This window comes from Streptomyces tanashiensis (assembly GCF_014648895.1).
Classification (GTDB): Bacteria; Actinomycetota; Actinomycetes; order Streptomycetales; family Streptomycetaceae; genus Streptomyces; species Streptomyces tanashiensis.
Map to the genome: position 1 here is coordinate 109,304 of NZ_BMRZ01000011.1, position 23,620 is coordinate 132,923.

The following is a 23,620-nucleotide window of genomic DNA, read 5'->3' on the forward strand; positions in this document are numbered from 1 at the left end:
GGACTCCTTGTACGGTGTACGGGACCAGTTCTCGTACACCGTACAAGGACTCTCGTACGCTGTATAGGGATTATTTCTTCTCGGTCAGGTCGTAGAAGGTCGCGCCGTCGACCGTGACCTTCTCGAAGGTCTCCGACACCCAGGTGGAGATCTCGGAGTCGCCGCCGGGACCGCCGCCGCCCATGCGGCCGCCGTCCTCGCCGGCACCCTCACCGCCGGCGCCGCCTTCGCCGCTTCCGATGAAGTAGTGGATCTTCCCCTCGGCGACGTACCGCTTGAACGCGTCGAGCGTCGGGGACGGGTCGCTGCCGTTGAAGCCGCCGATCGCCATGACCGGCTTCTCCGTGGCGAGCTGGTAGCTGGCGGCGTTCTGCGCGCCGACCGTGGCCGCGACCCAGGTGTACGCGTCGGCGTCCGCGAGGAGCGCGGCCTTCGCCTCCGTACCGACACTGGCGCCGTTGAGCAGGCCGCCCATGCCGCCGCCCCCGCGTCCCTCGCCCCGGGTCATCCCCTGGGGCGGGGTGCCACCGGGGAAACCGCGCCCCTGGCCCTGGCCGCCGGGCATCTGACCGCCCTGCATCTGACCACCCTGACCGGCCGGCATCTGACCGCCCGGCATCTGACCACCGGGCATCTGACCGCCCGGCATCTGGCCACCCTGACCGCCCTGGCCTCCCGGCGGTGTCATCCCGCCGCCCTCGAAGAGCCGGCCGCCGCCCGGACCCCGGCCGCCCATCGCGCCGCCCGCCGGGCCCGCCGTCACGATCGAGCCCTGGTGCCCGGCGTTCACCGTCTCCAGCGTGTACGCGAACGGCCCCGCGAGGCCCGCCGCCAGGCCGAGGCCCGCCACCGCGAGCCCGAGCCGCCGGTCGACCCGGCCCGCGAACAGCAGCCCCAGGGCGGCCACCGCGCCGGCCGCCAGAACCGTCCAGCGCAGCCACGGCAGCCAGTCCGGCGTACGGCCGAGCAGCGTCCAGGCCCACCAGGCCGTCACCGCCACCGCCACGGCGAGCGCCGCCGAGGCGAGCCACCGCGTGCGCTCCTCCCACAGCACCGCCGCGCCCATACCGACGAGCGCCGCGACATACGGGGCCAGGGCCACCGTGTAGTACTCGTGGAAGATGCCGGCCATGAAGCTGAACACGGCGAGCGTCATCAGGAGCGCACCGCCCCACACCAGGAACGCGGAGCGCGCCGTGTCCGTCCGGGGCGCCCGCCAGGTGACCACGAGTCCCGCGACGAGCAGGATCAGCGCGGCCGGCAGCAGCCAGGAGATCTGACCGCCGACCGAGTCGTTGAACATCCGGACGATCCCGGTCTCGCCCCAGCGGCCCCCGCCCGCGCCACCGCCGGGACCCCCGCCGCCGACACTGCCGGTCTCGTCGCCGTTGATGCGGCCGAGACCGTTGTAGCCGAAGGTCAGCTCCAGGAAGCTGTTGTTCTGCGAGCCGCCGACGTACGGACGCGAGGACGCCGGCCACAGCTCGACCAGGGCCACCCACCAGCCCGCCGAGACGAGCATCGCGAGCCCGCCCAGCGCGAGCCGGCCGAGCCGCCGCCCGAAGCCGCCCGGCGCGCACACCAGGTACACGAGCGCGAGCGGCGGCAGGATCAGGAAGGCCTGGAGGGTCTTCGCGAGGAACGCGAGCCCGAAGGCCACACCCGCCCACATGAGCCACTTCGCGGCGCCCCGCTCCCGCTCCAGGGCGCGCAGCGCGCAGTACACCGCGACCGTCATGAGCAGCGCGAGCAGCGCGTCCGGGTTGTTGAAGCGGAACATCAGCGCGGCGACCGGCGTCAGTGCGAGGACCGCGCCCGCGATCAGGCCCGCGCCCGCGCCGAACCGGCGCCGGACGGCCGCGTAGAGCACGGCGACCGTGCCCACGCCCATGAGCACCTCGGGCACGAGGATCTGCCAGGAGCCGAGCCCGAAGAGGCGGACGGAGAGGGCCATCGGCCAGAGGGCGGCCGGCGGCTTGTCGACCGTGATGGCGTTGGCCGCGTCGAGGGAGCCGAAGAAGAAGGCCTTCCAGCTCTCGCCGCCCGCCTGGACGGCCGCGGAGTAGAAGGAGTTGGCGTATCCCGAGGCGCTCAGGTTCCACAGGTAGAGCAGTCCGGTGGCGACGAGCAGACCGAGGAGGGCGGGCCGGACCCAGGGGGCGTCCTCGGCGCGTCCGCGCCACAGCCGGGCGGGCCGGCCGTCGCGCGGCGCCGCGGGGACGGCGGTGGACAGAGTGGTCATCGTTCGTTCCTTGAGGAGGTCTGCGGGGCCGGCCGCTCGGGGAAGACCCAGAGCCGGAAGAGGAGGAAGCGCAGGACGGTCGCGGCGAGGTTGGCGACGATCAGCACGGCGAGCTCGGTGGAGTGCGCCGGATCGCCGCTCGCCGCGCCCAGGGCGGCGAGCGAACCGCTGGTCAGGGCGAGGCCGATGGCGAAGACCACGAGCCCCTGCGCCTGGTGGCGGACGGCCCGGTCCCGGCCCCGCACGCCGAAGGTGAGGCGCCGGTTTGCGGCCGTGTTCGCGACGGCGGAGACCAGGAGGGCGGCGGCGTTGGCGAGCTGCGGGCCGACGCCGAGGCGGAAGGCCGAGTACAGCGCCAGGTAGAAGAGCGTGGACAGGACCCCGACCACGCAGAAGCCGACGAGCTGGCGGGCGAGGCCGCCCGGGACACCGTTCAGCTCGCGGTCCCTGGGGTCGTCGCCGAAGGGCCGGGCGAGCCGGTCGAGCGGCAGCGAACCGGTCGCGAGGGCCCGCCCCACGCGCCACACGCCCTTCAGGTCGTCGGTGGCGGTCCGCACGATGTGGACGGTCGAGTCGGGGTCGTCGACCCAGTCGACCGGCACCTCGTGGATGCGCAGCCCGGCCCGCTCGGCGAGGACCAGCATCTCGGTGTCGAAGAACCAGCCGGTGTCCTCCACCATCGGCAGCAGCCGCTCCGCGACCTCCCGCCGTATGGCCTTGAAGCCGCACTGCGCGTCGGAGAACCGGGCGGCGAGCGAGGAGCGCAGGATCAGGTTGTAGGCGCGGGAGATGAACTCCCGCTTCGGCCCGCGCACCACCCGCGAGGAGCGGGAGAGCCGGGAGCCGATCGCCAGGTCCGAGTGGCCGGAGATGAGCGGCGCGACCAGCGGGAGCAGCGCGTTGAGGTCGGTGGACAGGTCCACGTCCATGTAGGCGAGGACGGGCGCGTCCGAGGCCGACCACACGGTCCGCAGCGCCCGGCCGCGGCCCTTCTGCTCCAGCCGTACGGAGCGGACCTCGGGCACCTCGGCGGCGAGGGCGGCCGCGACGTCGGGCGTGGTGTCGGTGGAGGCGTTGTCGGCGACGGTGATGCGGAAGCCGTACGGGAAGGTCCGGAGGAGGTGCTCGTGGAGCCGGCGGACGCACGGCTCCAGGTCCTTCTCCTCGTTGTAGACGGGGATCACCACGTCCAGGACGGGCCGTCCGGCCACGCTCACCGGCAGGTGCTCCCGGGCGGGAAGGGCTTCCCCGATGGTTTGGGTTCGCATGACAGGGACCCTCCCGGGCCCCGCTGTCACGGCTGTGTGATGAGCCTGTGCCGCGGCTGTGAGTCCTGTGCGGCGGGGAGCCGGACGGTGAAGACGGTCCGGCCGGGGGTGCTCTCGACCGCCACCTCGCCGCCGTGCGCCTGCACGACCGCGCGGACGATGGCGAGGCCGAGGCCGGTGGATCCGGCGTGGCGGGAGCGGGAGGCGTCGCCGCGCGCGAAGCGCTCGAAGACGGCGGGGAGCAGCTCGGGCGGAACGCCGGGGCCGTCGTCCTCGACGTCGACGCACGTCCACGCGGCCTCCGTGCGCACGCGTGCGGTGACCTTGGTGCCGGGCGGGGTGTGGGTGCGGGCGTTGGCGAGGAGGTTGACCAGGACCTGCTGGAGCCGGGCGCCGTCGGCCCGTACGACCGCGCTGTCCGTGGGCAGTTCGAGCCGCCAGTGGTGGTCGGGGCCCGCGGCGCGGGCGTCGCTGACGGCGTCCACGACGAGCGGGACGAGCTCGGTCGTCTCGTACGAGAGCGGGCGGCCGGCGTCGAGCCGGGCGAGCAGCAGGAGGTCCTCGACCAGGCCCGTCATCCGGGTCGCCTCGGACTCGATCCTGCCCAGGGCGTGCCGGGTGTCGGGGCCGCAATTCTCACGGCCGCGCCGGGTGAGCTCCGCGTACCCCCGGATCGAGGCGAGCGGGGTGCGCAGCTCGTGGCTGGCGTCCGCGACGAACTGCCGTACCCGGGTCTCGCTCTGCTGGCGGGAGTCGAGGGCCGAGTGGACGTGGTCGAGCATCCGGTTGAGGGCCGCGCCGACCTGGCCGACCTCGGTGCGCGGGTCCGCCTCCGCCTCCGGGACCCGCTGATGGAGCGCCACCTCCCCGCTGTGCAGCGGGAGCCGGGCGACCTGACGGGCGGTGGCGGCGACCCGCCGCAGCGGGCGGAGGGCGATCCGGACGAGCACGGTCCCGGCGAGCGAGGCCGCGACGAGCCCGGCGCCGGTGACGCTCAGCTCGACGAGGACGAGGGTGGAGAGGGCGTCCTCGACCTCGGCGAGGGGGATGCCGGTGAGGAACTCGCCGTGCACGCCGACCGCGTACTCGACCCGGTACGAGCCGAGTCCGCCGGGCAGTTCGACGGTGTGCGGCCGGCTGTCGCGGGGGACGGCGGCGAGCGCGGCCCGCTGTGCCTCGTCGAGCGCGCTGGTCCGTATGTTCCGCCCGGACGTCGTGCTGTCCTCGGCCTCCGTCGAGTACCCGGCCGTGGTCACCTCGCCGTCCACGAGGACCGCGCCGAGGGTTCCTATGGGGGCGCCGGGCCCCTGGACGAAGGCGAGCGGCTCCTTCAGGCGGCCCGGGTCGGGCAGACCGGGCACCGGGGCCATGGCGGCCGGCGGGCCCGCCGCCCGTGACGCGACGGTGCGGACCTGCTCGTCGGCCTGGTCGTACAGGTAGGAGCGGAACGCGATGGTCGTCACCGTCCCGATCACGGTCGCGACGACCGCGATCAGCGCGACCGCCGAGACGACGAGCCGCGTCCGCAGCGACCACGGCCGCCCCCCTCGTACGCGCACGGACGCTACTCCCCGGGCTTGATCAGATAGCCCGCCCCGCGCCGGGTGTGGATCATCGGCGAGCGGCCCGCGTCGATCTTCCGGCGCAGGTAGGAGATGTAGAGCTCGACGACGTTGGCCTGGCCGCCGAAGTCGTACGACCAGACCCGGTCGAGGATCTGCGCCTTGCTGAGCACCCGACGCGGATTGCGCATGAGGTAGCGCAGCAGCTCGAACTCGGTCGCGGTGAGGTGGATGGAGTCACCGCCCCGGGTGACCTCGTGGCTGTCCTCGTCGAGGGTCAGGTCCCCGACGGCGAGCAGTGACTCGCTGCGCGTCTGCGCGGCCCCGGACCTGCGGATGAGGCCGCGCAGCCGGGCGACGACCTCCTCCAGGCTGAAGGGCTTGGTGACGTAGTCGTCGCCGCCGGCCGTGAGCCCGGCGATACGGTCCTCGACGGCGTCCTTCGCGGTCAGGAACAGCACGGGTACGTCGGGCAGCTCGCGACGGATCGAGCCGAGCAGGCTCAGTCCGTCGACGTCCGGGAGCATGACGTCGAGGATGACGGCATCGGGCCGGAACTCGCGCGCGGAGCGGAGGGCGGCGGCCCCGTCCCCGGCGCTGCGGACCTGCCAGCCCTCGTAGCGCAGGGCCATCGAGAGCAGCTCGGCGAGCGAGGCCTCGTCGTCGACGACGAGCACCCGGACGGCGGTTCCGTCGGCGCGGAGCATGTCGGCGTGGGTGCCGGTGCGGCGTGTGGTGACGGTCATGGCGTCCACGGTGTCCATCGCCGCTGAGAGGCCCCTTGCCCTTTCCTGTGAATTCCCTGAGAAAGGGGCCGGGCCTCACGGGATCAAGGTTTCACGTGAAACAGCGCGGCCCCGTTCTCGTACAGGACCCGCCGGAGCCAGTCGTCCCCGAGCCCGAGGCGTTCGAGGGCGTGGAGCTGGTGGACGTACGGATACGGGATGTTCGGGAAGTCCGAGCCGAGGAGGATCCGGTCGCCGAGGTCGAGCAGCCGCTCGACCTCGGCCGCGGGGAAGGGCGCGAGCCGTTCGCTGAAGTCCGTGAAGGCCATGGTGGTGTCGAGGTGGACGCCCTCGTACCGCTGGGCCAGATCGAGGAAGTCGCTGTACTCCGGCATCCCCATGTGCGCGACGATCACCCGCAGCCGGGGATGCCGGGCGAGCAGCCGCCGCATCGGCCCGGGACCGGTGAAGTTCCCCGGGCTCGGACCGGAGCCGCAGTGCACGACGACGGGAGTGCCGCTGTCGGCCAGGGCGCCCCAGGAGCTGTCGAGCTCGATGTCGTTCGGGTCGAAGCCGCCGACCTGGAGGTGCACCTTGAAGACCCGGGCGCCGGCGTCGAGCGCCCGGTGGACGTACGCGCCGACGCCCGGCTCGGGGAAGAGGGTGGCCGTGTGCAGGCAGTCCGGGGTGCGGGCGGCGAAGTCGGCGGCCCAGGAGTTCAGCCAGGCGCCCATGCCGGGCTTGTGCGGGTAGAGCATCGCGGTGAAGGCGACGGCACCGAACCCGCGCAGGAGGGCGAGCCGGCGCTCCTCCTCCTCGCGGTAGGTGATGGGCCACTCCACGCCGGTCAGCGGACCGACGGCGTCGAAGTACGCCCAGACCTTGTCGAGGACGTTCTGCGGCATGAAATGCGTGTGCACGTCGACGAGTCCGGGGATCCCCAGCCGCGTCAGCAGTGCCTCCGTCTCACTCGCGCTCATAGCCGTAGCTCCGCTCGACCTTGCCGATGTGGACGCTGTAGCTGTCGTACCAGTGCTCCCGCCCGTACGCCTTGGCGGCCTGGTGCTCGGTGTGGAGGCGCCAGCCGTCCAGGGACTCCAAGTCGCGGAAGTAGGCGACGGTGATGCCGATGCCGCCGGGGGTACGGGCCGACTCGTAGCCGAGGAAGCCGGGGATGTCCCGGACGATCTCCTGCATCCGGACGGCGGTCTCGGCGTAGCCCTCGGGGGCGTCGGGGCGGACGGAGGTGAACACGGCGGTGTAGTAGGGCGGTTCGAGGCCCGCCACCAGCTTCTGGGTCATGTGATCACCCTCGCCGGGGCGGCGGCGGAAAGTCCACGGAGGCCGGGGAAAGGGATCCAAGACTTTACGAAGCGGGACCCGAACGTCAGAAGAGCCCTTCCTGGGCACTCTCCGCCACCGGAGCCGCCGCCGTCACCGGCACCGAGAAGGCGTCCTCCTCCCCGGCGGCGTCCAGCATCCAGCCGCCCATGAGCCGGGTGTCGAGCGCGAGGCACCGCCCGTCCGGGGCGAGAAGGTGCAGGTCGGGACCGGCGGCGGCGAGCAGCCGCCCGGCCACGACCCCGCCGCCGACGAGCTCGGCGACCGTGCCGTCGAGCCGGGGAAGTCCGTCGAGACGGAACACCCCCGCATGGTCACGCACGGCGAGCTCCAGCGGCTCCAGGGTCTCCGTCCAGCCGCCGACCGCCCGCGCGCGCCGGTACAGCTCCTCGACCTCGCGGGCCCGCTCCGAGGCGGGCGGCAGGGCGTGCCGGGCGGCCCGCTTCCGCTCGTACGCCACCCGGTCGGGCACGCCGAGGGCCTGCCGCAGCACCTCCTCGGTGCGCCGGGCGGCCATCAGCGGGCCCCGGCCGAGCCAGCCGAACGCGACGGCCCCCTGCTCCAGGAGCCGGGCCTCGCCGCGGGCCTCGGCGGTGATCCCCACCTTGGTCATCCCGGGCCCGAACCAGGCCAGGTAGACGCGGTACGGCTGCGGGTCGTCCGCGATCATGTCGGCCGCGACGGAGTGGGCCCGGTCGAGCCGCGCGCACTCCGGGCACCGGCCGCCGGTGGCCCGGCCGGGCACGACGGCCTCCAGGGGGCAGGGATTCCCCCGCGCCCCGGGGCACCGCCTGACCCCGACCGCCCGGAAGGCGAGCCGCTGCCCGTAGGTGAGCGTGCTGACCCGCCCGCCCCGCCACCGCAGTCCGGGCGCCCCGCCGCCCCAGCCGATCCCCCGGCACCACCACTCCACGCCGCCCTCGCCTCCCAATCCCTGGATGCCCGAGCTCCCTGGATGCCCGAGCTCCCTGATGTCCCAGCTCCCTGGATGCCCAAGCTCCCCTGATGTCCCAGCTCCCTGGATGTCCCAGCTCCCCGGATGTCCCAGCTCCCTGGATGTCCAGTCTCCGCCACCTCCGCTTCCGGTCCCCGGCCAGGAGGACGCGGACCCTCGTGGCGGCGCCCGGCCGCCCCTCAGGGCAGGACGTAGATGCGGGTGCCGTCCGGCGCCGGTGTGCCCACCTCGCGCATGCAGCCGCGTTCGAGGAGGAGACGGACGCAGTCCCGGACGCGCTCGCACGAGAGCCCGGTGCGGCGGGTGACGTCCTGGGGCCGGTAGCGCACCCCTCCCCGGACGAGCCCGGGTGCCAGGCAGGAGGCGACCGTCCGCATGTCCCCGGTGATGGCCCAGGACTCCACGAGCTCCTGCGGGGTGAGCGCGACGGCGGCGCCGGTGCGCTGGCGGGGAACGGCGAGCCGCTCCAGGGAGTCGGCGACCCTGGAGAGGCTCTGCCGGGTCTCGCGGAGCAGCTCCGCGTACTCGGCGTGCTCGGCGTACACGGCGGCCCCCTCGTCGAACCGCCCCTCCAGCCGGACGAGGACGTCGACGAGCTCCGGCGGCAGCAGGAACCCGGCGTGCACCGGCGAGGGTTCGAGCCCGTACCCGCCGTATCGCTGGACCGCCGCCACCAGCCCCGCCGTCCATGCCCGGAACGGGCCGGCCTCCGGTCTCCGGCAGGCCCCGACGAGCTGGACGAGCCCCTCCAGGCTGACCATGCGGGTCGATGCCCGGATGCCGGTGGACCGGCCGGGGAAGCCCGCGCCCCCGCCGAGGTCCCGCGCGGCCGCCAGGCACTCCTCAGGGAGCGTCACGGTCCGCAGCGCCTCCCGCGTCCCCGCGTACCCGAGGCGTTTCGCCACGTCCACCACCGGGAACCAGTGGGCCCCGTCCGGTGCGGTCAGCCGCCGCAGCCGTGCTCCGGTGGCGACGTACACCAGGTCATCGATGTCGATCGCGTCCATCGATCATCACCTCCGCCACGCAAGCTAGGCCGAGGGCATATTCAACTGACATGCAAATCAGACAGGTTCACCCAAAAGGGGAGGGTTCCCGGGGATTTCCCCGGGAACCCTCCCCTCGGTCCGCCTACTTGGCGACGAACTGCGTGAGGATCGCCTGCACCTCGTAGATGTCGACGCCCTTGGTGAAGGTCTTCTGGACCGGCAGCTGGCTGCCCGAGATCCAGATCTTCAGCTCGGCGTCCAGGTCGAACGTGCCGGCCGTCTCCACGGCGAAGTGCGTGATGCTCCGGTACGGGATCGAGTGGTACTCGACCTTCTTGCCGGTGATCCCCTGCTTGTCGACGAGCACGAGCCGCCGGTCGGTGAAGAAGATCGTGTCCCGGATCAGCAGGTACGCGGCGTGCACCTGCTCCCCCTGCCCGAGCAGCCGCGCGAAGTCCTGCTGCGCCTGCGCCGGATCGATCGCGTGCGCGTTCCCGAAGAGCGCCATGCCCCAAACCCCCACATCCGATGAGAAAGAAAGATCATCCGACCCTAACGCCCACACCGAACCACCCACCAGGGCACGGCCTCACGACATCGGGCGGCCCCTGGGGACCTGCCGCCGCGCACCCGCCCGGACTAGGATCCCGACCATGGCTCTGACCATGAACGACGTGGACCGGTTCGAGGCCTCACGGCCCCGCCTGGAGGCGATCGCGTACCGCCTCCTCGGCTCGGCGAGCGAGGCCGAGGACGCCGTGCAGGACACCTTCCTGCGCTGGCAGGCCGCCGACGTCGACCGCGTCGAGGTCCCCGAGGCCTGGCTGACGAAGGTCCTCACCAACCTCTGCCTCAACCAGCTCACCTCGGCCCGCGCCCGGCGCGAGACCTACGTGGGCGAGTGGCTGCCCGAACCGCTCCTGGTCGGCGACCCGATGCTCGGCCCCGCCGACACCGTCGAGCAGCGCGAATCCGTCTCGTACGCGGTCCTCGCCGTCATGGAGCGCCTCTCCCCCAACGAACGCGCGGTGTACGTGCTGCGGGAGGCCTTCGACTACCCGCACCGGGAGATCGCCGAGATCCTCGACATCAGCGAGGCCTCCAGCCAGCAGATCTTCCACCGGGCCAAGAAGCACGTCGCCGACGGCAAGGCCCGCACCGAGATCGACGAGGCCGAAGCCCGGCGGATCGTCGAGGAGTTCCTCGCGGCCGCCACCAGCGGCCACACCGAGCCGCTCGTACGGCTGCTGACGGGAGACGCCATCGCGATCGGCGACGGCGGCGGCAAGGTCCCGGCGCGCGCCAAGGCGTTCGAGGGCGCCCTCGCGGTCGCGACGTTCCTGCGGGGCCTCTTCAAGCCCGGCATCGCCAAGCGCAACCTCATCGGCGGATCGCCCGCCGTCCACGCCACGACCGCCAACGGCGCCCCCGCGCTCGTGGCGGTGCTCGACGGCCGGGTCGTCGGCGTCATGTGCCTGGAGGTCACCGCCGAGGGCATCACCGCCTTCCGCAACCAGGTGAACCCCGACAAGCTCGAACGCGCGACACGGCACTGGGCGGCCACGGACCACGACGCCCCGCTGCTGGAAGCGGCCTTCTGACCCCTCCCGCCGTCATGTGACCCAGGTCACATCCCACTCCTGTCAGGAATCGTCGGGCTGCCCGGTTCAAGAGGCGAAACCGCGCGAGACAGGAGCAGGCACATGCAGCAGCACCGCATCATCGTCCTCGGGGCCGGCTACACCGGAGCCATCGTCGCCGGACGCCTCGCCAAGCAGCTCCACCGCGAGGACGCCACGATCACCCTCGTCAACGCCGAGCCCGACTTCATCGAGCGGGTCCGGCTGCACCAGCTGGCCGTCGGCCAGGAGCTCACGCCCCGGCCGTTCGCCGAGATGTTCGCGGGCACCGGAGTCGAGCTGAAGCTCGCGGAGGTCACCTCCGTCGACGCCGAGCGCAGGACCGTCGCCGTGACGGCCGCGGGCGGTGCCGAGGAACTGGAGTACGACACGCTCGTCTACGCCCTCGGCAGCGGCTGGGACACCCGGGGCGTCCCCGGCACCGCCGAACACGCCCACGAGATCTCCAGCCGCCCCGGAGCGCTCCGGCTGCGCGACCGGCTGGCCGGTCTGGAGGCCGGGCAGTCCGTGGTCGTCGTCGGCGGCGGCCTCACCGGCCTGGAGGCCGCGACCGAGATCGCCGAGGCCCGCCCCGACCTCGACGTCGCCCTCGCCGCCCACGGCGGACTCGGCGACTGGCTCTCGCCGAAGGGCCGCCGGCACGTGCGGAAGGTCTTCGACGGCCTCGGCATCACGGCGCACGAGGACACCGCGGTGACCGCCGTCGAGGCGGACCGCGTGACCACGGGCGACGGCGGCGCCCTCCCGGCCGCGGTCACCGTGTGGACCACCGGCTTCGCGGTTCACCCGATCGCGCGGGCCACCACCCTGGAAGTCACCGACAGCGGCCGGATCGTGGTGGACGAGACGATGCGCTCGGTCTCGCACCCGGACGTGTACGCCGTCGGCGACGCGGCCCTGGCCATGGGCCCGGGCGACAAGCCGCTGCGGATGTCGTGCGCCTCGGGCACCCCCATGGCCTGGCAGGCGGCCGACGCCATCGCGGCCCGCCTGACCGGCGGAAAGCTCCCGAAGACGCAGCCGCGCTACTTCAACCAGTGCATCTCGCTGGGCCGCAAGGAGGGACTGATCCAGTACGTCACCGCCGACGACCGCGCCGTCCGCGCGGCCCTCACGGGCCGGTTCGCCGCCGGCTACAAGGAACTCGTCTGCAAGGGCGCGGCCTGGGGCGTCGCCAACCCGACGCTGGGCGTCCCGACCCGCCGCCGCCGCATCCTGCGCACCCCGGCCACCCCGGCCAGGGCCACGGCCTGACCCGCACGGCGAAGACCCCGAGGGCCTCCAGGGCACACCCTCTGGAAGCACCCCGGGGTCTTCGCCCTGCGGCCACTGCCCTTCACCGCTGTACCCCGGGACAACGCAAGAGGCCCGGACTCTCGTCCGGGCCTCTTGCCTGTGTGCACTCGGCAGGATTCGAACCTGCAACCTTCTGATCCGTAGTCAGATGCTCTATCCGTTAAGCTACGAGTGCTTGTTTTTAGTTCTTGTCTCCGTTCTCCGGCCCTTTCGGCCCGCTGTCCCGGCGACAGGAAGAACATTACATGAGTCCCGCCGTCATGTGAAATCCATTCCCCTCACCCCTTGTGACCTGCGAAAACGTCGCGGCGAGGGGTGGGCGAGGGTCCACCGGCGGGCGGTGGCCAGGGGGCCGTGCGGGGCGGAAATCCGCAGAAAGAGACCGGGGTCACACCCCTCGCGGTGGGGGGGGTTGCCGCAGAGGTCCGGGAACGGCCGAAGCCCCGGCCGTGAGGGCCGGGGCTTCGGTAGGGGCGGAGGCGGAGGGATTTGAACCCTCGATGGGCTTTAAGACCCAAACCGCATTAGCAGTGCGGCGCCATAGACCGGACTAGGCGACGCCTCCTCGCACCTCGCGCATACGCGGGTGGTGCGTGCAGATGATGACACAGGCGAACCCGCTGTCACCAATCGATTCTCACCGTACTAGGCCTCCGGGGTTCAGGGCAAAGCCCTGCCGGGATCCGTCGTGCCGCACGGCACCGCCCCGCCCGGCGCACCCCGGTTGCGCAACGCCATGGCGCCCGGAGCGTTAGAGGGGGCGGGCGCGTCGTGTGCCCGCGCCCGCCGTACTCCCCGTGCTCCTGGAGATCCGAATGCTGCGCAGTCTCGTCCTCGCGACCCTCGCCACCGCCGCCGCCGGGACCGCCGGCCTCGGCCCCCTGCCTCCGCTGAACCTGTTCCCCTCGCCCGAGCCCGACACGCTGACCGTGACCGTCGAGAAGAGCGGCTACCGGAACGCCGACGGCACCTTCCGGCTGACCTGTGACGACCGCCCCGAGGGCAACCACCCGGCCGCCGAGGACGCCTGCAGGCGCCTGGGGCAGCTGGCGGAGGAGGGCGGTGACCCGTTCCGGCCCGTCGCCCCGGACCAGATGTGCACCCAGGTGTACGGCGGACCCGCCCTCGCCCACGTCACCGGCACCTGGCAGGGCCACGAGGTCGACGCCCGTTTCTCCCGTGCCAACGGCTGCGAGATCGACCGCTGGGAGAATCTGGAGCCTTTGCTTCCCCTCGTCCGGGGGTGACGCCCGGAGGCTCCCTTAGACTCCCCTCAGTGACAGGCTGCGGCCCGAGGGGCAAGATGGGGCCGGCCGGCCGATAGGCAAGCACGTGCAGTGCGTCAGGGAGGAAGCGTCGTCGTGAGCAGCAGGCCATCCCGAGGCGCTGCTCGCCTCGCAGCCATACTCGACGCCCTCCCCGACGGCCTCGTGCTCGTCAACTGCAACGGCACGGTCGTCAACGCCAACACCATCGCCCTCGGCATGTTCGAGACGCCCGGCACCGCGCTCGTCGGGCGCGGCCTGCTGGACCTCCTGCCCGGCTTCGACTCCCGCCTCATCCCCGGCTCCATGCGCCGCCCCGAGGGCACCGACGAGCGGGGCCGTACGAAGCCGGCACGGATGATCGCCCGCCGTACCGACGGCAGCGAGTTCGCCGTCGAGGTGACCAGCGCCAGCCTGGAGGACGGCCGCGAGGCCTACGACTCGTACGGCGGCTACACCGGCGACGAGCTGCTCATGCTCGTCGTGCGGGACCTCACCGGGACCCTCGACACCGAGGCCGAACTGGCCCGCTCGCAGCGGCAGACCGAGATGATCCTGCGCGCCGCGGCCGAGGGCGTCGTCGGCACCGACACGGACGGCCGGGTCGTCCTCGTGAACCCCGCCGCCGCGCAGATCCTCGGCTACCGCGCCGGTGAGCTCGGCGGCCAGGAGCTGCACCCGCTGATCCTCGCCAAGCGCTCCGACGGCGAGCCCTTCCCGTACGAGGAGTCACCGCTCGCCGACACCCTCAAGTCCGGCCGCAAGCACCGGGTCCGGGGGCAGGTCCTGTGGGCGAAGAAGGGCGACCGGGTGCCGGTCGACCTGACGACCGCTCCGGTACGGGACGGGGACCAGCTCGTCGGCGCGGTGATGACCTTCACCGACCGCAGGCCGTACGAGCAGCTCGTCGAGGAGCACGCCGCCGAGCTCGCCGACCGGGCCGAGCGGCACGCGGCGGAGCGCGAGGCGCAGGCGGAGAAGTACGCCTCCCTCGCCGCCCGCCACGAGCAGCTGACCGCCGTCCTCGCCGAGTCCCTGCGCGGCCCCCTGGACGAGCTGCGCACCCAGCTGGGCACCCTCGCCGCCGACGACGCCGGGCAGCTGTGGCCCGAGGCCAACCAGGTCCTGCACCATCTGGCCGCCGGATACGCCCGGATGACGGCGCTCGTCGACAACGTCCTCGGCTACCAGCGGCTCGACGCCGGGACGGAGAAGCTCGACAAGGCCGTCGTGCTGCTCGACGGGGTCGTGGCCGGCGGCATCGACGGCGCCGTGGAGCTGATCGGGCCCGGCCGCGCCCAGTTCGCCGTGCACGCCCCGCCGATCGAGGCCGAGGTGGACGCGGCCCGGCTGACGACCGCGCTCGCGCACCTCGTCGCGGACGTCGCCGGCGTCGACGCGACCGGCAAGAGCAAGGCCGACCGGACCCCGAGCGATTCCACGATCGTCGTCGCGGCCGCGCAGCGCGGTGACGTCGTCCGGATCGAGGTCCGCGGCCCGTACGCGGGCGGCGACCCGGTCCACGGGCCCGTCGTGCGCGGGATCGTGGCGGCGCACGCCGGTGTCGTGCAGACGCACGAGGTGCCGGGGACGAGCGGCGGCGCGTACGTCCTGGAGGTGCCGCTCGGCGCGGGCCGGGGCACGGTTCCCGCGCCGGCGAGGAACGACGCGCCCTCGGGCGGGCGCGAGGCCCTCGCCCTGCCCGCCCAGGCCTCGGGTCCCGTACCGGCCTCCGGGCCTCTCCACACCTCCGGTCCCGTCCCCGCCTCCGTGTCGGGTCCCGTCCCTGCCTCCGGACCTGTTCACCCTTCGGGTCCCGTCCCGGCCTCGGTCTCCGGGCCCGTCCCCGTCTCCGGTCCCGGCGTCGACTCGCCGTCCGTCGCGGCTCCTGGCGGGATCCCCGGTGCCGGCACGTCCCCGGACGCGGCCGCCGAGACCTCCGGTGGCGGACGGCGGCGGGCCCGGCGCGGCTCCACCGACGCCTTCCTGGAGAGCGCGGTCGCGCCCGAGGGCGAGGCGCCGGGCGGTGCCGAGCCCAGTGGCCGGCGACGTGCCCGTACGGGAGAGCCGGCCGGGCCCGCCGAGCTGATCCCCGCCCAGCAGAACGCGGCCGTGGACTCCGCCGCGCCCGCCCCCGTGGAGCCCACCGGGCGCCGTCGGGGACGGCCCGCCGAGGGTTCCGTGGTGACCGCCGCCGAGGGCGCGCAGGGGCGTGCCGCGCTCGGTGCGGCCGTGCCGCCGCAGGGCGTCGCCGTCGAGCCGGCCGGGGTTCCCGCCCTGGCCCGCGCCCTGCCCGCCGTCGCCTCCGCTCCCGAGCAGGACCCGCAGGCCCCGGCGCAGCCGAGCGGCCGCCGCCGGCGCGCGCTGGCCGCCGCGCAGGAGCGGGCCGCCGCGGCCGAGGCCGGGCCCCGCACCCCGTTCGCGCTGCCGCCCGCCGACGCCGACCGTGACGCCGAGACGTCTCTCCCGGCCGCCGCTCCCATGGCCGGCCCGCTGCCGCTCTCCGACGAGGGGCAGCACGAGGCCGTACGGGGCGTCCCGGGCGCCGACCACACGCCGCCGCAGCCCCACCCTCATGTGCCGTCGCAGGCCGAGGAGGCGACGGCGGTCGAGCCGACCGGGCGGCGCCGGGCCATTGCGGCTCCGCGGCCGGAGGAGGCGCCGCAGCCCGCGCCGCAGTCCCTGCCGCAGCCGCAGCCCGCGCCGGCGAACGGGACCGGCACCGGCTCCGTACCGCTGCCGCCCGAGCTGCCGATGCCGATGACCGTGTCGAAGGACTCGACCCAGGGGCGGGCGTTCAGCGTCCGCACCCTCGGGCAGGGCGTTCCCTTCGTCCCGCCGGCCCCGCCGGCCGCTCAGGCCGCCCCTGCCTCTCCCGCCGCGCCCTCCAACGGTTCGGGGCGGCGGCGCAGGCTCGCCACCCCGCCCGAGGTCGACCCGCCGGTCCCGGCCGCGCTCCCCGCACCGGCCCCGGCGGCCGAGGCGAGGCCGCACCCGCAGCCCACGGCGCCGGCGCCCTCGCCGCACGACACCCCGGCCGAGGGCCGCGCGTACGCCATAGGGGCGCCCGCCGAGGGCTCCGCCGAGGGACCCGAGCCGCTCGACGGACCCGGCGGCGCGGTCGAGGTCGCCAACCGGCCCGCCCCGCGTCCCGTCGACGACGAGCTGCCTCCGGAGCCCCTCGACAACCCGCGCCGGCTGCTGGTCTGGCCCGCGCCCGACGTCTCCACCCAGCAGGCGCTGAGCGACCGCGGCTACCGGCCGGTGATCGTGCACTCCCGCGAGGAGGTCGACGCCCAGATCGCCGCCTTCCCGGCCGCGCTCTTCGTCGACCCGCTGACCGGCCCCATCACCCGGACCGCGCTGCAGTCGCTGCGTCAGGCCGCCGTCGCCGCCGAGGTGCCGGTGCTGCTCGCGGCCGGGCTCGGGCAGGCGACCCGGGAGGCGGCGTACGGCGCCGATCCGGCCGTACTCCTCAAGGCGCTCGCGCCCCGCGACAGCGAGCAGCACCCGTCCCGGGTGCTGCTGATCGAGGAGAACGAGTCCATCGCGGAGGCCCTCGCCGCCACCCTGGAGCGGCGCGGGATGCAGGTCGCGCGGGCGGCCACGGACACGGAGGCGGTCGCGCTGGCCACCCAGTCCCAGCCGAACCTGGTGGTGATGGACCTGATGCAGGTGCGCCGCCGCCGGGCCGGGATCATCGACTGGCTGCGGGCGAACGGGCAGTTGAACCGCACGCCGCTCGTCGTCTACACCTCGGCCGACCTCGTCGAGGAGGAGCTGCCGAAGCTCGACTCCGGCGAGACCGTCCTGTTCCTCGCCGAGCGTTCGAACAGCGCCGAGGTCCAGGCGCGGATCGTCGACCTGCTCGCGAAGATCGGCACCAACTAGGACACCGGCACCGACGGGAACGGGGAGGGCCTAGGCCCTCCCCGTTCCCGTCTCGCTAGAGCTGGGTCACGTCCAGCTCGCCCTCCGCGTACTGCCTGCGGATGACCTTCTTGTCGAACTTGCCGACGCTCGTCTTCGGCACCGCCGGCACGATCGCCCACCGCTCCGGCAGCTGCCACTTCGCGATGCCGCCCTCGTCGGCGAGGAAGGCCTTCAGCGTCTCGTAGTCCGCCGTCGCGCCGTCCTTGAGGACGACGGTCGCGAGCGGACGCTCGCCCCACTTCTCGTCCGGCACCGCGACGACGGCCGCCTCGGCGACCTCGGGGTGCGCCATGAGGGCGTTCTCCAGCTCCACGCTGGAGATCCACTCGCCGCCCGACTTGATGACGTCCTTGGCGCGGTCGGTGAGGGTGAGGAAGCCGTCCGGGCTGATCACGCCGACGTCGCCGGTCTTGAGCCAGCCGTCCTCGCTGAACTTGTCGGCGGGGCGGATCTCCTCGGCGCCGATGCCGCCGAAGTACGAGCCCGCGATCCAGGTGCCGCGCACCTCCAGCTCGCCGGCGGACTCGCCGTCCCAGGGCAGGTGTTCGCCGGCCGGGCCGACCAGGCGGGCCTCGACGCCGGCCGGGAAACGGCCCTGCGTGACCCGGTACGGCCACTCCTCCTCGGCGGTGAGGCCGTGCGGCGGGTGGGCCATGGTGCCCAGCGGGGAGGTCTCGGTCATGCCCCAGGCGTGGCAGAGGCGGACGCCGAGCCGGTCGTACGCCTCCATGAGGGAGGGCGGACAGGCGGCGCCGCCGATGGTGACCTGGGCCATCGAGGAGAGGTCGCGGGGGTTCGCGGTGACCTCGGCGAGCAGGCCCTGCCAGATGGTGGGGACGGCGGCCGCGTGGGTCGGCCGCTCCCGCTCGATCATCTCGGCGAGCGGGGCCGGCTGGAGGAAACGGTCCGGCATGAGCATGTTGATGCCGGTCATGAAGGTGGCGTGCGGCAGGCCCCAGGCGTTGACGTGGAACTGCGGGACGACGACCAGGGTCGTGTCCTTGTCGGTGAGGCCCATCGACTCGGCCATGTTCACCTGCATGGAGTGCAGGTAGATCGAGCGGTGGGAGTAGACGACGCCCTTGGGGTCGCCGGTGGTGCCGGAGGTGTAACACATGGCGGCGGCCGAGCGCTCGTCCAGCTCCGGCCAGTCGTACGTGGTCGGACGGCCGGCGATCAGCTCCTCGTACTCGTGGACGCGCGGGGCCGCGCCGTCCAGGAGGGAGCGGTCGCCCGGGCCCGCGACGACGACGTGCTCGACCGTCGGCAGGTGCGGGAGCAGCGGGGCGAGGAGCGGCAGCAGGGAGCCGTTGACGAGCACGACCCGGTCGGCGGCGTGGTTGACGATCCACACCAGCTGCTCGGGGGGCAGGCGGAGGTTGAGCGTGTGGAGCACCGCGCCCATGGAGGGGATCGCGAAGTACGCCTCGACGTGCTCCGAGTTGTTCCACATGAGGGTGGCGACGCGCTGGTCGCCGGTGACGCCGAGTTCGTCGCGCAGGGCGTTGGCCAGCTGGTGCGCGCGCCTTCCGGCCTCCGCGAACGTGCGGCGCTGCGGCTCGGGCTCGCCCGTCCAGGTGGTGATGGTGGACTTCCCGTGGATCGTCATCCCGTGCTGGAGGATGCGGCTCACGGTCAGTTGTACGTCCTGCATGGTGCTGTACACGGGGCGTCCTCCCGGTGGGCGCTACGTGGCAGAAAGGGTGTGGAGATTCTGCGCCCGTACCGCGCGGTATGTCACTACCCGAGAGTACGTAAATTGCCAGTGATCACTGGCGGAAGTCCACAGTCGGTCCTCCGCGCCTACCGAACGGGCGTCAGCTCCGGATCCTCGCGGAGCTTGCCGAGCGCCCTGGACACCGCGCTCTTGACCGTGCCGACCGACACCCCGAGCACCTCGGCGGTCTGGGCCTCGCTGAGGTCCTCGTAGTACCGCAGGACCACCATCTGACGCTGCCTCTCCGGCAGCTTCAGGACCGCACGCCACATCGCGTCGTGCAGCACCTGCCGCTCGGCCGGGTCCGGCTCCGGGAGACCGGCCGGCTCGGGCAGCTCCTCGCAGGCGAACTCGTCGACCTTGCGCTTGCGCCACTGCGACGTCCGGGTGTTCAGCAGCGCGCGGCGGACATAGCCGTCCAGGGCGCGGTGGTCCTCGATGCGCTCCCAGGCCATGAAGGTCTTGGTGAGCGCGGTCTGGAGGAGGTCCTCCGCGTCCGAGGGGTTGGCGGTCAGGGAGCGCGCGGTGCGCAGGAGCACGGGCCCACGCGCCCGTACGTACGAGGAGAAGGTCGGGTACGACGCGTACTGCGAGGCACCGGCGCAGACGGGGCCAGAGGGTGGCGGAGTCATGACTCCACGCTAGGAGGGCGCGGGTACCCGGCGGATCGGCCCCAGGTCCCGACCCGCAGTCCGCCTCAGGTTGTAGGGGTGGGGATGCCTCCACCTCCTCTGGGTGGAGGCCCCGGACACCCGGCTCAGGGTCACGGGGCCCACGGGCGCTCTCCTCAGGGGCGTCGCGAGGCGACGAACGACAGGGGGACGGGGACGCGGGCGGCGAACCGGGCGGGAGCGGTCACCCGCGCGACGGGTGCGTCCATCGCGTTCCGGTCGATCGCGAGGGTCCGTCCGCCGTACGTCTCGGTGACGTTGCCCGAGTACTGGTGGATCCGGGCGTGCGGCGTCCAGGCCTGCGGCTGCAGCACCGACTCGGTGAGCAGCGCCGGCTGCCCCCGCCAGCGCGCGAACCACATCACCTCCGGCAGGTCCTTCGTCCCCGCCCTCCGCTGCGTCTCCATGTCCCGCACCCCCGTGTCGGCGCTGCTGTAGAAGCCGGGCAGGTAGCCGAGACGCCGCACCTCCCGGTTCCAGGCGCGGACGAAGGAGAGCGTGGTCGCGGCGCAGTTCGTGTCGCCCCGCTGATAGGCCTCGATGTCGAGGTAGAGCGGGCTGCTCGTCCCGATCCCGAGGGCCTTGGCGGCCCGCACGGCGTCGCCGCCCTCCTTGGTGCCCTGCGTCACGGGAGTGCTGCCGATGGCGTACTTGCGCTTGGCGAGGGAGTCCACGCACGGGGCCTGGGAGCCCACGAAGAGCGGCAGCAGCCGCCAGCCCATGGCGTGCGCGGAGGCGACCCAGGAGGGGGTGAGCTCCTTCTGGACGGGGCAGCCCCGCCCCCGCCCGCCGAAGTAGATCCCGACGGCCCCGTACGGCGACGCCAGCCAGGCCTTCATCACCGTGAGGGACGGCGCCTCACAGGTGTCGAACGCCTTCCCGGCGAAGTGCACCGGCGCGGCGAGGAGGTCGGGAGTGGCGGAGTCGGGAGTGGCGGAGTCGGGGGTGGTGGAGCCCGGGGTGGTGGAGCCCGGGGTGGTGGAGTCGGCCGAGGTGGAGTCGGGGGCGGTGGGGTCGGCCGCGGTGGGGTCGGCCGCGGTGGGGTCGGCCGCGGTGGGGTCGGGGGCGGTGGGGTCGGGGGCTGTGGAGCCAGGGGCGGTCGAGCCGGACGGGGTGAGGGAGCGGGTCGTGGCGGATTCGGGCCCGGCGGCGGATTCGGGCCCGGCCGCGGATTCGGGCCCGGCCGCGGATTCGGGCGCCGTTCTCGCGGTGGCCGGGGGCGGGCCGTTCAGCAGGGCCGTCCCGGCCAGCGCCACCAGCACCGCCGCGACCACGGCCCGCGCCCCGGGAGGCGGCGCGGAGCGGGGTCGGGTCGGTGCCGACGGCGGGGCCGGGACGAGTGCGGGGGCGCCTTCGGATGCGGGCGGCGTTCGAGTGCTCATGGCGCGAGTGAAGATCCACCCGCCCCGCCCGGCCACCGCTGGGGCCGTCGCCTCAGCCGTCCGTGCCCAGGATCAACCCGGACGTGGGAACCCCCGTGCCCGCCGTGACCAAGGTCCGGGCCGCGCCGGGTATCTGATTCACCGAGGTGCCGCGGATCTGCCGGACGGCCTCCGCTATGCCGTTCATGCCGTGGAGGTACGCCTCGCCGAGCTGCCCCCCGTGGGTGTTCAGCGGGAGCGCGTCGGCCGCGACGAAGTCGGCCGCCTCGCCCGGCGCGCAGAAGCCGAACTCCTCCAGCTGCATCAGCACGAACGGGGTGAAGTGGTCGTAGAGGATGCCCACGTCGATGTCGGAGGGCGCGAGCCCGGACGTCCGCCAGAGCTGCCGGGCCACCACGCCCATCTCCGGCAGCCCGGTCAGCTCGTCCCGGTAGAAGCTGGTCATGGCCTCCTGCCTGCGGCCGGCGCCCTGGGCCGCCGCCAGGATCACGGCGGGCGGGCGCGGCAGGTCGCGGGCGCGCTCGACGGAGGTGACGACGATCGCCTGGCCGCCGTCGGTCTCCTGGCAGCAGTCGAGGAGCCGGAGCGGCTCGACGATCCAGCGCGAGGCGGCGTGGTCGGCGAGGGTGATCGGCTTCCCGTGGAAGTACGCGGCGGGGTTGCGGGCCGCGTGGCGCCGGTCGGTGACGGCCACATGGCCGAAGGCGTCCGGGGTCAGCCCGTAGGTGTGCAGATACCGCTGGGCGGCCATGGCGACCCAGGAGGCCGGGGTGAGGAGCCCGAAGGGCAGCTGCCAGCCGAGCGCGGCGCCCTCGGCGGAGGGCTCGCGCTGCTGGACGCCGGAGCCGAAGCGGCGCCCCGAGCGCTCGTTGAACGCCCGGTAGCAGACGACGACCTCCGCGACCCCGGCGGCGACGGCGAGCGCGGCCTGCTGCACGGTGGCGCAGGCGGCGCCGCCCCCGTAGTGCACGCGGGAGAAGAACGACAGCTCTCCGATGCCCGACGCCTGGGCGACGGTGATCTCGGGGTTGGTGTCCATGGTGAAGGTGACCAGGCCGTCGACGTCGGCGGGGGTGAGCCCGGCATCGTCGAGGGCCGCGCGCACGGCCTCGACGGCGAGGGAGAGTTCGCTGCGGCCCGAGTCCTTGGAGAACTCGGTCGCCCCGATGCCCACGACGGCCGCCCGCCCACCGAGGCTGTCCCTGGCGCGGACGCTCATCGCGTCACCTCCACGGTGACCGTCCCGGTGACGTGGTTCCCGAGTCCGTTGGCGCCGACGACCCGGACGCTCGCCGTGTCCCCGTCCACCTCGGTGATCGTTCCGGTCAGGACCATGGTGTCCCCGGGGTGGTTGGGGGCGCCGAGCCGGATGGCGACCCTGCGGAGCACGGCCCGGGGGCCGAAGTGGTCGGTGATGTACCGGCCGACGAGCCCGTTGGTCGTGAGGATGTTCATGAAGATGTCCGGGGAGCCCTTCTCCCGCGCCAGCTCGGCGTCGTGGTGCACGTCCTGGTAGTCGCGGGAGGCGACGGCCCCGGCGACGATCAGGGTGCGGGTGATCGGGATCCTCAGCGGCGGCAGCTCGTCACCGGGCTTCATGACAGGTCTCCCATCGCGAGCAGGTCGCCGAGTTCGGCGAGGAGTTCGGTGCCGCAGCCCAGGTAGGCGTCGAGCTGCCGGCCCCACAGGAAGTGCCGGTGGACGGGGTGGTCGAGGTCGGCGCCCGTTCCGCCGTGCAGATGCTGTCCGGCGTGCACGACCCGTTTCCCCGCCTCGGAGGCCCACCAGGCGGCGGTCAGCGCCGCCCCGGACGCGTCGAGGCCCTCGTCGAAGCGCCAGGCGGCCTCGTAGGCCGTGACCCGGATGGCCTCGGTGTCCATGTGGGCGTCGGCGGCCCGCAGTTGCACCGCCTGGTGGGTCGAGAGCGGCCGGCCGAACTGCTCCCGTACGGACGTGTGCTCCACGGCCCTGGCGAGGGACCCGGCACACACCCCGGCCTGAAGCCCGGCGAAGGCGATCCGCGCGGCGGCGAGCACGTCGTCGTGGGAGCTCGGGCCGCCCTGCCCGAGCCGCTCGGCCGGCGTCCCGTCGAGGACGAGCCTCGCGGCGGCCCAGGGCGCGGTGAGTTCGACGGCCTCGACGGCGGCCGCGTCCTCGGTGCGGACCAGCCACAGGACCCGGTCCTCGTCCGGTACGAGGACATGGGTGGCGTCCCTGAGCCACGGCACCCAGTCCACGGCCCCGCTGAGCCGCCCGTCGTCCCGCGAGGTGACCGCGCCCGGTGCCGGGAGCGCGCCCGTCACGACCGTCGTGCCGTCGCGGAGACCGGGCAGGAGCCGGGAGCGCTGCTCCTCCGTGCCGTGCCGGGCGACGGCGAGGATCCCGTACACACAGCTCGCGGCGAACGGCACCTGCGCCGTCCTGCGGCCCTGCTCCTCCAGGAGCAGGACCAGGCCGAGCAGGCCGGTCTCCTCGACGGCGCCCGGCAGTCCGGCCGCGCAGAGCGCCTTCCAGAGCTCGGCGTCCGTGCCCGTCCCGGCCGCCCGCAGCCGCTCGTGGGTGGCGAGGTCGGCGAAGATCCGCCCGGCCAGCTCCCGGGCGGCCTCCTGCTCCTCGGTGGGGGTGAAGTCCATG

The 23,620-nt window shown here is 73.7% G+C and carries 19 protein-coding genes and 2 tRNA genes; 4 read left to right on the forward strand and 17 right to left on the reverse strand.

The genetic code is table 11. The features are described from left to right. Positions 1-70: 70 nt before the first annotated feature. From IE237_RS27730 to IE237_RS27770, 9 genes are all read right to left on the reverse strand, one after another. Complete coding sequence (locus tag IE237_RS27730) at positions 71-2,242, reverse strand: ArnT family glycosyltransferase (protein ID WP_189804847.1); 2,172 nt, start codon at positions 2,240-2,242, stop codon at positions 71-73. Beyond that, the gene (locus tag IE237_RS27735; RefSeq protein ID WP_189804848.1) at positions 2,239-3,510 is read right to left on the reverse strand and encodes a bifunctional glycosyltransferase family 2/GtrA family protein; all 1,272 of its coding nucleotides are present in this window, start codon (positions 3,508-3,510) and stop codon (positions 2,239-2,241) included. Before IE237_RS27735 ends, IE237_RS27730 begins: the two co-directional genes overlap by 4 nt. Before the next feature lie 26 nt (positions 3,511-3,536). Then, complete coding sequence (locus IE237_RS27740) at positions 3,537-5,069, reverse strand: sensor histidine kinase (protein ID WP_189804849.1); 1,533 nt, start codon at positions 5,067-5,069, stop codon at positions 3,537-3,539. Positions 5,070-5,074: 5 nt separating this feature from the next. After that, positions 5,075-5,818 carry a response regulator transcription factor gene (locus tag IE237_RS27745; RefSeq protein WP_370468292.1) on the reverse strand — a complete coding sequence of 248 codons (744 nt, stop codon included), beginning with the start codon at positions 5,816-5,818 and terminating at the stop codon, positions 5,075-5,077. Positions 5,819-5,901: 83 nt separating this feature from the next. Further along, on the reverse strand, positions 5,902-6,777 hold the full coding sequence (locus tag IE237_RS27750; protein ID WP_189804850.1) for an amidohydrolase family protein: 876 nt from the start codon (positions 6,775-6,777) through the stop codon (positions 5,902-5,904). Then, positions 6,764-7,099 (reverse strand): antibiotic biosynthesis monooxygenase family protein, encoded by a 336-nt coding sequence (locus tag IE237_RS27755; RefSeq protein WP_189804851.1) that lies wholly within the window; start codon positions 7,097-7,099, stop codon positions 6,764-6,766. The genes IE237_RS27750 and IE237_RS27755 overlap by 14 nt, the downstream gene beginning before the upstream one ends. An 85-nt stretch (positions 7,100-7,184) precedes the next feature. Next, positions 7,185-8,051: a DUF2797 domain-containing protein gene (locus IE237_RS27760; protein ID WP_189804852.1), complete on the reverse strand. Its 867-nt coding sequence runs from the start codon at positions 8,049-8,051 to the stop codon at positions 7,185-7,187. A gap of 221 nt (positions 8,052-8,272) precedes the next feature. Next, the gene (locus tag IE237_RS27765) at positions 8,273-9,100 is read right to left on the reverse strand and encodes a BRO family protein (protein ID WP_189804853.1); all 828 of its coding nucleotides are present in this window, start codon (positions 9,098-9,100) and stop codon (positions 8,273-8,275) included. Between the two features lie 124 nt (positions 9,101-9,224). Continuing rightward, positions 9,225-9,590: a PH domain-containing protein gene (locus IE237_RS27770; protein ID WP_017240499.1), complete on the reverse strand. Its 366-nt coding sequence runs from the start codon at positions 9,588-9,590 to the stop codon at positions 9,225-9,227. Between the two features lie 145 nt (positions 9,591-9,735). Between IE237_RS27770 and IE237_RS27775 the strand changes: the two genes are divergently transcribed. Then, entirely contained in the window at positions 9,736-10,683 is a 948-nt protein-coding gene (locus IE237_RS27775; protein ID WP_189804854.1) for an RNA polymerase sigma-70 factor, read from the forward strand. A 102-nt stretch (positions 10,684-10,785) separates the two neighbouring features. Beyond that, positions 10,786-11,976: an NAD(P)/FAD-dependent oxidoreductase gene (locus IE237_RS27780; protein WP_189804855.1), complete on the forward strand. Its 1,191-nt coding sequence runs from the start codon at positions 10,786-10,788 to the stop codon at positions 11,974-11,976. Positions 11,977-12,120: 144 nt separating this feature from the next. On the opposite strand, the gene IE237_RS27785 is transcribed toward IE237_RS27780, so the two are convergent. Further along, a tRNA-Arg gene (locus tag IE237_RS27785) sits at positions 12,121-12,193 on the reverse strand. A 299-nt stretch (positions 12,194-12,492) separates the two neighbouring features. Next, a tRNA-Ser gene (locus IE237_RS27790) sits at positions 12,493-12,583 on the reverse strand. A 250-nt stretch (positions 12,584-12,833) separates the two neighbouring features. On the opposite strand from IE237_RS27790, the gene IE237_RS27795 reads away from it, so the two are divergent. Continuing rightward, the gene (locus IE237_RS27795) at positions 12,834-13,265 is read left to right on the forward strand and encodes an SSI family serine proteinase inhibitor (protein ID WP_189804856.1); all 432 of its coding nucleotides are present in this window, start codon (positions 12,834-12,836) and stop codon (positions 13,263-13,265) included. A 114-nt stretch (positions 13,266-13,379) separates the two neighbouring features. Further along, positions 13,380-17,174 (forward strand): PAS domain-containing protein, encoded by a 3,795-nt coding sequence (locus tag IE237_RS27800; protein ID WP_189804857.1) that lies wholly within the window; start codon positions 13,380-13,382, stop codon positions 17,172-17,174. A 55-nt stretch (positions 17,175-17,229) separates the two neighbouring features. On the opposite strand, the gene IE237_RS27805 is transcribed toward IE237_RS27800, so the two are convergent. The 6 genes from IE237_RS27805 to IE237_RS27830 form a co-directional block, all read right to left on the reverse strand. Beyond that, positions 17,230-18,882: a long-chain fatty acid--CoA ligase gene (locus tag IE237_RS27805; protein WP_189804858.1), complete on the reverse strand. Its 1,653-nt coding sequence runs from the start codon at positions 18,880-18,882 to the stop codon at positions 17,230-17,232. Positions 18,883-19,019: 137 nt separating this feature from the next. Continuing rightward, positions 19,020-19,565 carry a SigE family RNA polymerase sigma factor gene (locus tag IE237_RS27810; protein WP_189804859.1) on the reverse strand — a complete coding sequence of 182 codons (546 nt, stop codon included), beginning with the start codon at positions 19,563-19,565 and terminating at the stop codon, positions 19,020-19,022. 155 nt (positions 19,566-19,720) lie between these two features. After that, positions 19,721-20,986 carry a glycoside hydrolase domain-containing protein gene (locus tag IE237_RS27815; RefSeq protein WP_189804860.1) on the reverse strand — a complete coding sequence of 422 codons (1,266 nt, stop codon included), beginning with the start codon at positions 20,984-20,986 and terminating at the stop codon, positions 19,721-19,723. Positions 20,987-21,038: 52 nt separating this feature from the next. Continuing rightward, positions 21,039-22,205 (reverse strand): lipid-transfer protein, encoded by a 1,167-nt coding sequence (locus IE237_RS27820; protein ID WP_189804861.1) that lies wholly within the window; start codon positions 22,203-22,205, stop codon positions 21,039-21,041. Then, positions 22,202-22,585, reverse strand: a complete 384-nt coding sequence (locus IE237_RS27825; protein ID WP_189804862.1) for a MaoC family dehydratase — start codon at positions 22,583-22,585, stop codon at positions 22,202-22,204. The genes IE237_RS27820 and IE237_RS27825 overlap by 4 nt, the downstream gene beginning before the upstream one ends. Beyond that, a complete protein-coding gene (locus tag IE237_RS27830; RefSeq protein WP_189804863.1) occupies positions 22,582-23,619 on the reverse strand; it encodes an acyl-CoA dehydrogenase family protein in 1,038 nt (345 codons plus the stop codon). The genes IE237_RS27825 and IE237_RS27830 overlap by 4 nt, the downstream gene beginning before the upstream one ends. Position 23,620: the final 1 nt, after the last annotated feature.